The following is a 13,784-nucleotide window of genomic DNA, read 5'->3' as shown; positions in this document are numbered from 1 at the left end:
TAGTTAAAAACTACCAAATAGAACTCCTTTATTTTTACTTGTAATCGCCTGTATCATCAATTTTTACTTTATTATCAATCAGATTTTCACTATAGAATAAATCAGCAATTTTTTGCTCTTCTTTAGCATACTTACTGCTCATCTTCGAAATTCCATAAGTTCTTCTATTAACCATTTTCTTAACAACTGATTTAGAAACTTTCAGCGATTTACTCATCATATCGATTAATTCACTGTGATTATTATTAGCCCATTTCATATCTTCTTCGAGATATTTAATCAAATATTTCGAAACCTTCGTATTTGATTTAGCGTAACTTTGTAAAGCTAAGATGTAATCACGGTTATTAGTAATACCTGTTCCATCAGTCAGCATCTTACCATTTTGTGTCAACTGATCTTGAGCTGTGTATGGATCCCAAGTTGCCCAGGCATCGACTTTACCTTTAGAAAAGGCAGCACTGGCACCAGATTGATCCATGTTGACCCAAGTGATGTCATCAGCACTCATACCAGCATTTTCTAGAGCTGATAATAGCATGTACTGAGAACTAGTTCCTTTAGTATAAGCAACTTTCTTACCCTTCAAAGCCTTAATTGAGTCGATTCCAGAATTCTTTTTAACTAGGATTCCTGAACCTTTAGCCTTCGAATAACCAGCAGCGACATAAGTTAATTTCGTACCAGTTGATAAAGCAGAAACTGGTGGAGTATCACCTGTTCTAGCATAGTCGATACTGCCGGCCTTTAGGGCTTGCATCAAGGAACTTCCATCTTGGAATTGTTTCCAATTGACAGTGTAGCCTTTAGCCTTCATCTTTTTAGCAAATTCGCCACGTTCTTTCGCGATATCGAAAGGATCGCCCTTTTGATAACCGATTGTGACTTTCTGCGTATCAGAACCAGAAACTGAAGCTCCAGCATCAGTTTGCGTAAAGCCATAGATAGCGACTGCGGCCCAGAAAATTAAGACGACACTGATTAATAATTTTTTTAGTCTGCGTTGTTTTTTTCTCATGCACCTCTACCTACCATTGTTGTCATAACTTGTTCACGTAATTTTAAACGGATAACCTTTCCAGTTGCATTACGAGGATAATCGTCAACAAAGAAAATTCTTGTTGGTTGTTCGTATTTTGCCAACGTTTTTTTAGCGTGATCTTGGATTTTTTGACGTAATAAATCATCATCTTGTTGTCCGCGAGGAATAATAACAGCTGTTACAGCTTCACCATATAAATCATCCGGCGTTCCAATAACAGAAACCTCTTTAACAGCATTCAACTGGCTCAAAGCATTTTCAACTTGTGCTGGTGCAACTTTTTCACCGCCACGACTGATGATGTCCTTCTTACGACCTTTGACGAATAAGTAACCATCTTCATCGAAATATCCTAAATCACCAGTGAGAAACCAGCCATCTTGAAATGAATCAGGATGTGGATCTAAGTAGTCGCTGATGACGTGATCGCCACGAACGACAATTTCACCCGTAATGTTGCTTTCTTGAGCAATTTTTCCATCGACCATGATTTTGACATCGGTCTTAAATGGCTTACCTGCGGAACCAACCTTTGGAGCGTCAAATGGATTAATCGTGCATTGACTAGCAGTTTCAGTCATGCCATAACCTTCCAAAATTTGTGTGTGGAAACGAGTTTGAAAGGCGGTCAACTTATCTAATGGCAAGGCAAACGATGAACTTCTAACGAAACGTAAGTTGATATCATCGCTATAACTTTCATTAGCTTTTTTATTGATCAGTAAAATATTAACGATGGTTGGGACAACTGAGACCCAAGTAACGCCATTATTACGTACTTGATTCCAAAATCTGGAAGCACTGAATTTCTTTGAAATAACGATTTTTCCACCAGATAAGCGAGTTGAAAGAATCGATACAGCTTGAGCATTGATATGAAACATTGGCATAACTACCAAAGTTGTATCTTCTGGCGTCATCTTGTGACTTTCGATATCATGTTCAAAACCATTTAAAAGCAAGCGATGCGTAATACCGACACGTTTAGGCTTACCGGTCGTCCCGGAAGTATTCATAATCAAGGCCAAATCGTCTTCCGCAGGAATTTGTTCATCATGGCCAACTAAATTACGGTCTCTAATAAGTTTTAACATGGGATAAGTTTGTAAATCTAATGTCGTAACACTGGCTAAACGGTCTTCTAAAACGGCATCAACTAAATCATCGCTGACAATCGATAAAACATAATCATGTTCATTTAAGGCTTGCTTCAATTCCTCTTTAGGAGTCGTTGCAGAAATTGGATGCATGATTGCTCCAACTTCCCAGATAGCTTGCGTAATTACAGGATAAGCTGCGGTATTAGGTAAACAGACCAACACCACATCACTTGACCCAACGTGTAAATCGACTAATTCGTCGCGGACCTTTTTAACATCTTGAGTAATTTCATTGCCGTTAAACCAACGACCTAAAGTTTCATCTTTAATAACTTTTTCATTAATATTATTCTCTAACTGCTTGTTTAATTGCTTCGTTATTTTTGACATTTTTTCTTACTCCTTTATTGATGTGCCACTGTGGACGTCCAATCAATACTCCAAATGGTGGAATCTTGTAACAGAACCACGAAATCAAAAATGATCCGCCGAGTACAAAGGCATATCCTAATGGAAGCAATAGTAGTGTCACGATTGAAGGCAACTTAACGACACTAAGGATTCCATACAAGAATGTGATAGGAATCGTTTGAACTAAATAGATTCCAAATGAGACTCTCGACATGTTCTTGACCATTCGATCTGCCCAAGCTGGCAATCCATGATGTCTAGCATGAGCGTATTGACGTCCAATCCAAAAAACAAAAACAATCATGAATGTGTCATAGATAAAGATAAATGGTTGGTGAATCGATTCAGTTGCTGACATGCTCAAATGTAATATATTGATATTTCCAAAGAACAAGCCAACTGTACCAATTGCTAAAGCTAGAGTTGACCAACCGATAACTCGGTGATTCTTTTCGATGAATTTATCGACTTCGTTGTAGTGAATTGCTACGAAAGCTCCAGCAATGAAGTAGAATTCATAAACTAAAACATTTAATCCATAGGCTCTAAACAAGTACCACCAATTGTCACGATCGACACCTGGTAACCAATACTTGATTCCAATAACTAATAACAAATGTATGATGGCACTAGTTACTAAAATAGCCATATGATGGTTCTTAAGTTTCTTAAACATGTAGATCAGTAATGGGAAAATCAGATATAACTGGAAAGTTACCAAAATATAGTACATGTAATATTTATTACCATGAATTATGGCATCCCATAAGTTCTGAAAATAATTAGGCCAATTTAACGCGACTCCAGCCGTAATGGTCGTAAACCACATCATGATGGCGTTCCAACCAATATAGGGAATTCCGACATTGATATAACGTTTTCTCCAAAATTTGAACCATTGATGTTTTCTATTGTAATAATTAAGCACTAAAACTAGACCTGTAATAAACATGAAGCCCATTCTAGTAAAGTGAAGCATCAAGTGACTTGCTTCTAAGAACAATTCACTTCCCGACCCACTGCCAACATTGTTTTTAAAAGCAGTAGTTGTATGGTTCAACAGCACACCACCGATAAAAAGAACACGCATCAGGTCGACCTCATATAAATATTTCTTTTTCTTTTTTACTTCTGACAAAAGGCCACCTCTGTTACTTTTCTTACTTTTCTAAATCATATATAAGTTATAGCATCCTGACACCGCTAGGTCTTGATGAATAGCTAAGGTTAAAATAAGAAATTCTTAGATACATCTTTAGAAAGCAAAATAAAATTCTAAAAATATCATTGTTTTTTTAGTTAGGTTAATGTTAGATGTCGTCGTCCGTTCTGCTTTGTGGATGCTGGAACGTACTGGACGCAACTTTAAGCCAATTCCAGAACCAGGAATTGTCTCAAAGATTGGTCTTTCACTAAGCGATAAATCGCTAAGTGAAATTTCAGTACTGAGCATCCACAAAGCTGCCACTCCCGACTGAATAACGTCTTTTATTGTTTATTTCAAGAAAATTCAAATCAAAAAAGCATTCAATGTAGATATACAGTCGATAAGCTGCTATCTGCATGGGATGCTTTTTGACGCTAACTACATTTTTAGTTTATTCCATAATAAAACAATTTTTAAATTCCAAAGAGATTAAGATGATTATTATATCTTCCATATGTCATTCCATAAAAACCATAATGTACGAGATTTATTGAGTTTACTTTATTCTATAGTCCCTAATATTCAGAACCTTTTGGTTTTTTCTATATCCAACTATCAAAAAAGAGAACCCTATAATATAGGATTCCCTCTTAATTACTTGTAAAAAATAAAACCACTATCCAGTCCGGAATAGCAAAGAAAATTGGCTCAGATGTGAAATTATTCTTAGCAATTTATTGCTTAGAATAAGGCCGAGCTTTAAGACTTTGCCCGAACTTGGCAAAGGCTTAAAGTCGTGCCCACATCGTTCCAGCCAAATTTTCTTTGCTATGGAGGACGGCATCAAATTTCCAATTCTTTTTTAGCCTGCTCAATTTGTTCTCGAACTTGCTTAAAACCTGTACCGCCATAAGAATTTCTTCTTTCGACAGCTACTTCTGGTTTCAAAACCTGATAAACATCTTCTTCAATCAATGGTGAAATTTCTTTAAATTCTTCCATTGGAATATCTTGAAGATTTTTACCATTTTGCAGCCCCTTTAAAACTAACTGACCAACGATTCCGTGCGCTTCACGAAAAGGTATCCCTTTAGTTGCCAAGTAATCAGCTAATTCAGTTGCATTGGAAAAGTCATGCGTTGTTGCTTTATACATTTTATCTTTATGAACTTCAATCGTTGAAATCATTCCATTAAAGACTTTTAAAGCTGGCAAGATTGTTTTGACGGTATCGAAGACGCCCTCTTTATCTTCTTGCAAATCTTTATTATAAGCTAATGGCAAAGATTTCATTGTTGAAAGCAGTCCCATTAAATGTCCAAAGACCCGTCCACTTTTTCCACGAATCAATTCAGCCATATCCGGGTTTTTCTTCTGCGGCATGATTGAACTACCGGTCGTATACTTATCGCTTAACTCAAGATAATCAAATTCATAACTGACCCACATACTCAATTCCTCACAGAATCGTGACAAATGGAGCATCAAAATTGAAGCATTGCTCAAAAACTCTAATGCAAAGTCTCGGTCTGACACTGCATCGAGTGAATTCGTATAAACATCCTTAAACCCTAATTCTTTAGCCGTAAATTCTCGATCGATTGGAAAGGTCGTTCCAGCTAAGGCAGCTGCACCTAAAGGCGAAATATCGGTATGCTTTTGGTTGAACATGAAGCGCTCAACATCCCGTTTCAACATCGAATAATAAGCCATCAAGTAATGACCATATGAAATTGGCTGGGCGTGTTGCAAATGAGTGTATCCCGGCATAATCGTTTCGACATTTTCATCAGCTAGTTTAACAAGTGTTTTTTGAATCGTTTTGATTTCTTCAATAATCTTAGGCAACCTTTTTTTGACATACAGGTGAAAATCAGTCGCTACCTGGTCATTTCTTGAACGACCTGTATGCAATTTTCCAGCCACCGGGCCAATCTTCTCTGTCAGAATGCTTTCAATATTCATGTGGATATCTTCATTTTCGACAGTGAAATGCAGCTTTTGTTGATGAAGATCCTTTTGAATATCTAGCAATCCGGCAATGATTTGGTCGCTATCAGTTTGATTGAGAATCTTAGTTTTCTTAAGCATTTTGACATGGGCTAAGGAACCTTCGATATCTTCATCAGCCATCAACTGATCAAAATGAATCGAAGCTCCAAACTCATCTACCCAAGCATCGGCTTGTTGGGAAAATCTGCCACCCCAAAGTTTTTCGGTACTCATTGGTTTACTCCAGTTTGATGACTGACTGTTTTTTTACTCTTAGCTTTTTGAGTTACTTGAGCTGAAACTTGTGTTGGCAAGCCCCAAAGTTTGATGAATCCTTGAGCAGCTTCTTGGTCGAATGAATCGGCTGAAGTATAAGTTGCCAAATCTTTATCATAAAGTGAATTTGGTGATTTACGTCCTTGAACTAAGACGCTACCTTTAAATAATTTCAATTTAATAACTCCATTGACGGTCTTTTGACTTTCATGCAAGAAAGCCAGCAATGAATCCATCAGTGGTGAGAACCACAAGCCATTGTAAATCGTGTCGCTCAATTCTTTTTCAATATAAGGCTTGAAATGCGCCAAATCACGTTCCAAAGTCAAATCTTCCAACTCTTGGTGAGCCTTCAACAAAACCGCTGCAGCTGGTGTTTCATAAACTTCACGGGACTTGATTCCAACCAAACGATTTTCGATATGGTCGATACGTCCAATTCCGTTATCACCGGCAATGACATTCAATTCTTGAATCATATCTGAAAATTTCATTTTTTCGCCATCTAATGAAACGGGAACGCCTTTTTCAAAAGCAATCTCAACGCTAGTTGGTTGTCTGGCGTCAATTCGATAGGCTTGGTGATATCAAAGGCATCTTCTGGAGCTTCATTCCAAGGATCTTCCAGCACGCCACATTCATTAGCACGACCCCAAATATTGGCATCGATGGAATATGGAGAATCCAAATCAATTGGAATAGGAATATTGTGTTCCTTAGCGTACTCGATTTCTTCTTCACGTGACCAGTGCCAATCACGAACTGGTCCAAGAACCTTCATTTCTGGTGCCAAAGCGTGGATAGCAACTTCAAAACGAACTTGATCGTTGCCTTTTCCGGTACAGCCATGGGCAATGGCAACTGCATCATTTTCTTTGGCAATTTCAACTAATTTTTTACTAATAAGAGGTCGGGAGAGAGCAGAGAGAAGAGGATAAATACCTTCATAGAGGGTATGTCCTTGTAAAGCTACTAAAGCGTAATCGTCAGCGAATTCATCAAGTGCATCAATCGCGATAGCATCAACTGCACCGGCATCGATTGCCTTAGACTTAATAAAATCTAAATCTTTTCCTTCGCCAACGTTAATGCAACAAGCAATTACGTCATAACCTTTATTTTTTAACCACGGAATGGCAACTGATGTGTCCAATCCGCCTGAATATGCTAGTACTACTTTTTTTGTCTCTGTCATAATATTGTTCTCCCTTTATTAGAAAAAAATTAATGTATGGAAATGATAATAGCACCTTATATTTTATTTTTCAACCATTAAATTAGAATAAAATTAAATGTTTTAATCATTTTTAATAAAGGTAGGTTTTACTAAAGTTCAATTGTCAGTCTTTCATCAGGTTCTAGTTGATAAATTCTTTTTTGATGAATAAATTTGACCCGACCATCAGCGACGATTGAAAAGTGCCGATGAGTTACTAAAATATTTAATTTCTTAGTTTGCCAAATTATAGAATAACGTAAATAATTCCAAGTCTTAGGAATGTGTGGTTGAATCCTTAAATTATCATGGTCGATTCTAACGCCGCCAAATCCTTCAACCACTACCTTCCAGACCCCGGCAAGTCCAGCCATATGCAGTCCCATAATAGAAGAATCCATATTCTTGCCTAAATCTATTTGACAACTATTTTCAAAGTAATCAAAGGCACGGTTGTATAATCCTAAGTCATTTGCCAAAATAGCATGACTGGAAAATGATAACGAAGAATCGTGGGTTGTCTTAGGCTCATAATAATCCCAATTCTTATCCAACACTTCTTTGGAAAAATCATCTTCAAAAAGCAACAGCAGTAATAGAACATCTGCTTGCTTAGTTACTTGCAGCTTATCCAATTGCTTGAGGTCAAAGTCCTTAAATATGTCAAAATTCTTGTTAGTCTTCTTATACTTGTCGATATTGATTTTCTTATAAGACAAATAGTCATCATCTTGGGGAATGACCGAATCAGCATTAGGAGCTGGCACATAAAGCATGGCCGATTTCAAAATTAGACTTCTAAATAATTTTTCTAAATTAATTTTTTTATTCAACTTTTCATAAGTTCTCAAGTCATTTTGTCGCAAATCCGAGATAATCTCAGCACCCTGTTTCATGCACCAATGTGCCATATAATTTGTGAACGCATCATTTGAAGCGTGTTCCTTATACTCATCTGGTCCAATCACGTCAGTAATTTCATAACGGTTCTTCTCATTGTTCCAAGTAATGCGACTAGCCCAAAATTTGGCACATTGCAAAATAATCTCATAACCCATTCGTTTAGCAAAAGTTTGATCATTCGTTGCTTTCAAATATTGTGTCACGCCAAACGCAACATCTCCAGTTACATGTTGTTCTGTCGAACCGGATAATATCTTCATTGGCTCGCCCGTGATGATATCCGCATTGCCCCACAAAGGAGCCGATTCAGCATCAGTTGGCATTGCAGCTTCCCAAGGATATTGAGCACCTTGATAGCCACCTTGATGAGCCTTTCTTTTAGCACCAATCAAGCCCAAATATCGATAGATCAAAAGATTTTGAGCAAACTGAGGGATATTGAACATAAAAAATGGCAACATAAAAATTTCTGTATCCCAAAAGGCATGGCCTTTATAACCTTCTCCAGTCATCCCTTTAGCACCAATATTCATCCCAAAATCATGAGGCATATTAGCTAGCAATTGATAACGAGCAAAGTTCACCGCAATTTGTGGCTTATTATTGTGAGCTGAAATTTCAACTAGACAATCATTCCAAATAGTTTCATCCCAAACTTGACTCGATTGTCTCAACAATTCCTGATAATCCATGCGTCCAACCTGTTTCAATTCTATCAACGAGTCTTCAGAAACATTTTTTTGCAAATCCTTATCGGTGCTAGAAAAAACCGTCGCATATTTGATGAAGACTAATTCTTGATTCTTGACCAAATCGACTGAATAATTAGCAAAAATCTGACGCCGGTTAATTTCCAAATGCGGATTTAAGGACAATTCTTCTTCATCCAAAAAAAGTCGATGATATTCCGTCAAAGCAAATTTAACTTGTGACTGTTGCGTGTGTGTCTGCATCTGGACAAACCGAGCATTGAAGAGCCGTTTAGTACTTTCAACAAAATGTTGCGTACCAAAATTAGTCTGCTGTCCATCGATGCCTGATTTTATTTGGAGACGAATATTTCTATTTAATGGCGTTACTTCTACTTTTGAGACAAAGAGGTGGCAATCAGCCATCGAGACAAAGCGACGAAACTTAAAATGTAATTTGATATCTTCAATTTGCCAATCAAAAGATCTTACAATTTCACCATTTTTTAAATTTAATCCCCGAGAATAATTAGTAACTATTCCGTGATTCAAACTCAATAATTTACCATCGACTTGAATCTCCATATTGACGATATCAGGTAAATTAGGCAATTCTGTGGCTTCATCTTGGAACTTGTCAAAAGAACCCATGACGAACATGTCGCGCTTTTCATTCAAGTAACGTTCCTCTAGAGCACCACGGATTCCTAAATAACCATTGCCTTGAAACATTAAGGATTCGTATTTACTCAGATGACGTATATCCGGAGCCTTGACACCAATCCACCAATCATCATCATTTCTTGTATCTATTCCGAATAACATCTTACTCACCCCTTTTGTCTGTATTATTTGTTTAAACATATAATATTTTGTACATTAAATATAGTCGCCTGATTTATAAAAAACAATTAAAAGAATCTCGTTCAGCAATCCTTTTTGTCCGCAAAAAAATAGCATCTATCAAGATAATCATTGAAATTATCCTAATAGATGCTATTACTGTTTTATAAATTTACTTTTATTTCATTAATTGATTCAAAATGCTGCGATATGTATGTGGCATTGCTTTTGCAATCATAACCATGCCATGATCGACTATTGAATTGAAATAACGACGTTTTGGTTTAACATCCGTTGCTGCTCTATAAAAGACTTTTGCCAAATCTTCTGAACTAGCGCTCGTTTTTAATTTTCCAAACAGACTATCCAACTTGTCGACCATATCAGAATATGGCGAATTGTCGGCTAGATTTTGACGTGCATTCTCTAGAGCGATTTTACTCCATTCAGATTTAGTCATCCCAGGTTGGACGATGACTGAACGAATCCCAAAGCGACGAACTTCTGAATCCAAGACATCGCTCCACATATTGAGACTAGCTTTAGTTGCATAATACCAACCACCTAATGGACTGTAAACATTAGCGCCAATTGAAGAAATATTCACGATACGACCGCTTTTTTGACGACGCATGACAGGTAAAACTAATTGTGTCAAATGACTGGCCGCAAAAACATTCACATCAAATTGCTGCTTAGCTTTTTGTACAGGGACTTCTTCGATTGGGCCAAATTCTCCATAACCAGCATTGTTAACTAAAACATCGATTCGACCTTGTTCTTTCACTGTTCGATCCACTAAAGCACGAACCGAAATTTTATCAGTCACATCTAGCTTTTGAGTGTGGATGCCTAACTCTTGCAAGTCTTGCAAGCGTTCAACACGTCTAGCTCCACCATATACTTCAAAGCCTTTTTCTTTGAAATATTTAGCGCTGGCCTTACCCATTCCCGATGATATTCCGGTAATTATTGCAACTTTAGTCATAAAATTCCTCCAAAAACTAAACTTCAGCGATAACTGGTAGCGTGATTTCTATTTCTGAGTTAGCCGGAATCTGGTATTCCTCACCAAAACTAATAAAATTGATTCCTTTACCAATTACTTCGACTGCTAGTTTGTCATTATTTATTTTTACTTTTAAAGCGCTGCCATGCCAAGTTATTTGATACTCCAAACCATCCCAAGCAAGAGGCAAATGTGGTTCAATCTTCAGTTTGCCATTTTCGATTCTAACGCCACCGAAACCTTCGACAGTCATGTTCCAAACTCCACCGCAAGCTGCCATATGCAATCCTTGAGCAGCTTTGCCAGCGTGAATGCCTAAATCGGTCTCACAAGCTCTTTCATAAAATTTATAAGCCGAATCATCAAGATTCAAATCACTCGCTAAGATTGAATGTGTCGACAATGATAACGATGAATCATGCGTCGTCTTTGGTTCGTAGTAATCCCAATTGCTTTGTTTGACCTCATCGCTGAAAAGATCGCCAAACAAATAAATCAATAGCAAAACATCAGCTTGTTTAGTGATTTGCATCTCATTGATTTGTGATAAATTATAATCTTTAAAAATGCTGCTTAGTTGATTGTTGACCTGATAACGAGATACATCGATTATTTTTTTATCCAAATATTGATCATTTTCAGGAATTACACCATCTGCATTTGGCTGTGGCAGATAAATCTTGTTGACCTTAACTAACCAATCAGCATAATTTTTGGTCAAATCTAATTTAGTATCCAATTTTTCATAAAGATTTGGATAATCTGTCTTTATTAGATTGTAGACTTTGATGGCTTTTTGCAGACACCAACGTGCTGTGTAGTTAGTATATGCATTATTATCAACATGTTCTTTATATTCATCTGGTCCAATCACATCATTGATTTCATAACGATCTTGATTACGATTATATTCTAAACGACTGCTCCAAAATATGGCTGCATCAAGAATCATTTCATAGCCCATTTTTTGAGCAAAATTTTGATCATTTGTTGCATTGATATAATCCATTATTGCAATAACGACATCGCTTGTGACGTGCTGTTCGATAAAACCTGACCAAATTTTCATTGGTTCGCCAGTGACAATATCAGCGCTACCCCACAATGGAGCACTTTCGCCATCATCTGGCCAAGCTGCTTCCCAAGGGAATTGGGCTCCGCGATAATTATTGAACTGAGCTTTTTTATGAGCACCTGCTAAACCATGATAACGATACCTTAGTAAATCGTGAGCTACGTTTGGCATCGTGAAAATATAATATGGCAACATAAAGACTTCTGTATCCCAGAAAGTATGGCCTTTGTAGCCTTCGCCAGTAATTCCTTTAGCACCAATATTCATTCTGGTATCACGAGGAGTATTAGCAGCCAATTGATATCTAGCAAAATTAATAGCCACTTGAGGACGAATATCTTTAGCCGAAATCTTAACAGTATTCTTTTGCCAAATATCTTTTTCCCATACTTTAGTCGATTTTCGTAATTGTTCATCATAATTAAAGGCACAGTTTTGCTTTAATCTTGAAACTGATTTTTCAGCCATTGTCTTTTGATCAACATCTCGATCGATACTAGTATAAACACTGGCATACTTTGTCATTGAAAAATGTTGACCCTGGTTCAAATGGATATCGTAGTTCGCAAAAATCTGCCGGCGACCCATATTGATAAAAGGCTTCTCGCTTAACAATACTTCGTCAATGTAGACATTATGTCTGGCATTAAAGACAAATTTGATGTGTGACTGTTGCGTCTCTTCCATCAACTGTAAGTATTTGTCCTCATAAAGTCGTTTGTCGCCTTCCATCAAATGCTGAGTTTCACTGTTAGATTGTTGTCCATCAATACCCGAACGTACTTGAATGTTCAGATTATCTTGGTCTGAAGCAATTTCAACTTTTGAAACCAATAAATGCTTATCAGACATCGAAATAAATCGGGAATACTTGAAGTCAACTCTCTTACCATTGATCAGCCAACTGAATTTCCGAACTAATTCACCATTCTTCAAATTCAAATATTTGTGATAGCCCTTTATTTGACCTTTGGCTAAAGATAGAGTTTCGCCATCAATCTTAAATTCCATATTCAAAAGGTCAGGTAAATTAGGTAATTCAGTCACTTCGCTAGGAAATTCATCAAATGTTCCGCTGACGAACATATTCCGCCGTTCATTGAGCTGACGCTCCTCAGATGTAGCTCGAATACCAAAATAGCCATTGCCTTGAAACATCAAGGTTTCCATTTTATTAGCCATTTCAGCATCAAAATTATTCGTACCAATATACCAACTGTTCTTGTTATCTGTATCTACGCAAAATTTCATTTCTCATCATCCGTTCTTTCGAAATCAGTTATTTCGAATTATTTTGCCTCAATACCGGTAATGTCGATAACATAAATGTCCTCAAAAATATTGTAATCGCTTTACGATAAAAAGTCTTCTAATATAAATAAAAAATCTCATATCGATAACGATACGAGATTTTTGTTTATACTCTATTATTATTTTCCTTGAGATTTTTCAAAATCAAATCACGCAATTCATTCAAATCAAATTATACAAATCTGACAAAACAAATAATAATTCACCATCTAAAATCTTATTCTTGTCTGTTTCGATGGCACTTAAAACTGAAGTTGATGTTGAAAAATTATAATCAGTTTTGACAGTGTCAACAACTTGTTGCAAGGTTAATTCTTTAAAAAATCTTTTAGTACGTAAATATCTTCCTATTGTCATGCGTCAAATATAACCTATACCTTTCATATATGATATTTTAAGCTCGAAAGATAACCTCAGAACTTAATATAGCATTCCCTCCAGTAAGAAATATACCAAATGAAATTATTTTCCTTATTAAGGTGTTTTCATTAATCTTTCTTAAAAAAGATAGTATCAGAAGTTTCTTAGAGAAACCTTAAAAATTATTTTTAAAAGGAAGTATTACCTATTTTTATTAAAAAAATCAATTTTTTTATTCAGTGATTGACAATTTATAAAAAAATAGATTCATTTGGAATATTCCATTCGAAAATTACAAGAACAAGTTAGCCACTTGTCCAAAAATAAATACGAAATATATCAGTACCAGAAAAGTACATTTCTAAACTCCACAGAAACTAGTGAATAGTTCCCGTGGAGTTTTGTAGTTT

Annotated in this window: 9 protein-coding genes and 1 pseudogene; all 10 read right to left on the bottom strand. The window is 36.4% G+C overall.

Annotation, left to right across the window (positions count from 1 at the left end):
* Nucleotides 1-34: 34 nt before the first annotated feature.
* The 10 genes and pseudogenes from FHL06_RS06200 to FHL06_RS06155 all read right to left on the bottom strand — a co-directional run bounded on the left by FHL06_RS06200 (nt 35) and on the right by FHL06_RS06155 (nt 13,371).
* Nucleotides 35-1,018: an aliphatic sulfonate ABC transporter substrate-binding protein gene (locus FHL06_RS06200; protein WP_153385363.1), complete on the bottom strand. Its 984-nt coding sequence runs from the start codon at nt 1,016-1,018 to the stop codon at nt 35-37.
* On the bottom strand, nt 1,015-2,532 hold the full coding sequence (locus tag FHL06_RS06195) for an AMP-binding protein (RefSeq protein WP_153385362.1): 1,518 nt from the start codon (nt 2,530-2,532) through the stop codon (nt 1,015-1,017). The genes FHL06_RS06200 and FHL06_RS06195 overlap by 4 nt, the downstream gene beginning before the upstream one ends.
* Nucleotides 2,489-3,691, bottom strand: coding sequence for an acyltransferase (locus FHL06_RS06190; RefSeq protein ID WP_153385361.1), 1,203 nt, complete (start codon nt 3,689-3,691; stop codon nt 2,489-2,491). The genes FHL06_RS06195 and FHL06_RS06190 overlap by 44 nt, the downstream gene beginning before the upstream one ends.
* A 117-nt stretch (nt 3,692-3,808) precedes the next feature.
* Entirely contained in the window at nt 3,809-4,006 is a 198-nt protein-coding gene (locus FHL06_RS06185; protein ID WP_153385360.1) for a hypothetical protein, read from the bottom strand.
* 537 nt (nt 4,007-4,543) lie between these two features.
* Complete coding sequence (gene argH / locus FHL06_RS06180; protein WP_153385359.1) at nt 4,544-5,926, bottom strand: argininosuccinate lyase; 1,383 nt, start codon at nt 5,924-5,926, stop codon at nt 4,544-4,546.
* A pseudogene (locus tag FHL06_RS06175) lies at nt 5,923-7,163 on the bottom strand (argininosuccinate synthase). The gene argH and the pseudogene FHL06_RS06175 overlap by 4 nt, the downstream one beginning before the upstream one ends.
* 131 nt (nt 7,164-7,294) lie before the next feature.
* Nucleotides 7,295-9,601, bottom strand: coding sequence for a glycoside hydrolase family 65 protein (locus FHL06_RS06170; RefSeq protein WP_162000147.1), 2,307 nt, complete (start codon nt 9,599-9,601; stop codon nt 7,295-7,297).
* 196 nt (nt 9,602-9,797) lie between these two features.
* On the bottom strand, nt 9,798-10,607 hold the full coding sequence (locus FHL06_RS06165) for an SDR family NAD(P)-dependent oxidoreductase (RefSeq protein WP_153385357.1): 810 nt from the start codon (nt 10,605-10,607) through the stop codon (nt 9,798-9,800).
* 16 nt (nt 10,608-10,623) lie between these two features.
* A complete protein-coding gene (locus FHL06_RS06160) occupies nt 10,624-12,954 on the bottom strand; it encodes a glycoside hydrolase family 65 protein (protein WP_153385356.1) in 2,331 nt (776 codons plus the stop codon).
* A gap of 222 nt (nt 12,955-13,176) precedes the next feature.
* Entirely contained in the window at nt 13,177-13,371 is a 195-nt protein-coding gene (locus FHL06_RS06155; protein ID WP_153385355.1) for a RodZ family helix-turn-helix domain-containing protein, read from the bottom strand.
* Nucleotides 13,372-13,784 lie beyond the last annotated feature (413 nt).

Origin of the sequence: Companilactobacillus halodurans (assembly GCF_009600985.1) — a bacterium.
Lineage (GTDB): Bacteria > Bacillota > Bacilli > Lactobacillales > Lactobacillaceae > Companilactobacillus > Companilactobacillus halodurans.
Note: the sequence above shows the minus strand (reverse complement) of the source record. Positions and strands in the feature narration are given on the sequence as shown.

Excerpts from the sequence above, each read along its gene's own strand:
- FHL06_RS06200 (WP_153385363.1), bottom strand. The coding sequence starts at position 1,018 with ATGAGAAAAAAACAACGCAGACTAAAAAAATTATTAATCAGTGTCGTC.
- argH (WP_153385359.1), bottom strand. The coding sequence starts at position 5,926 with ATGAGTACCGAAAAACTTTGGGGTGGCAGATTTTCCCAACAAGCCGAT.
- FHL06_RS06185 (WP_153385360.1), bottom strand. The coding sequence starts at position 4,006 with ATGCTCAGTACTGAAATTTCACTTAGCGATTTATCGCTTAGTGAAAGA.
- FHL06_RS06170 (WP_162000147.1), bottom strand. The coding sequence starts at position 9,601 with ATGTTATTCGGAATAGATACAAGAAATGATGATGATTGGTGGATTGGT.
- FHL06_RS06155 (WP_153385355.1), bottom strand. The coding sequence starts at position 13,371 with ATGACAATAGGAAGATATTTACGTACTAAAAGATTTTTTAAAGAATTA.
- FHL06_RS06160 (WP_153385356.1), bottom strand. The coding sequence starts at position 12,954 with ATGAAATTTTGCGTAGATACAGATAACAAGAACAGTTGGTATATTGGT.
- FHL06_RS06195 (WP_153385362.1), bottom strand. The coding sequence starts at position 2,532 with ATGTCAAAAATAACGAAGCAATTAAACAAGCAGTTAGAGAATAATATT.
- FHL06_RS06165 (WP_153385357.1), bottom strand. The coding sequence starts at position 10,607 with ATGACTAAAGTTGCAATAATTACCGGAATATCATCGGGAATGGGTAAG.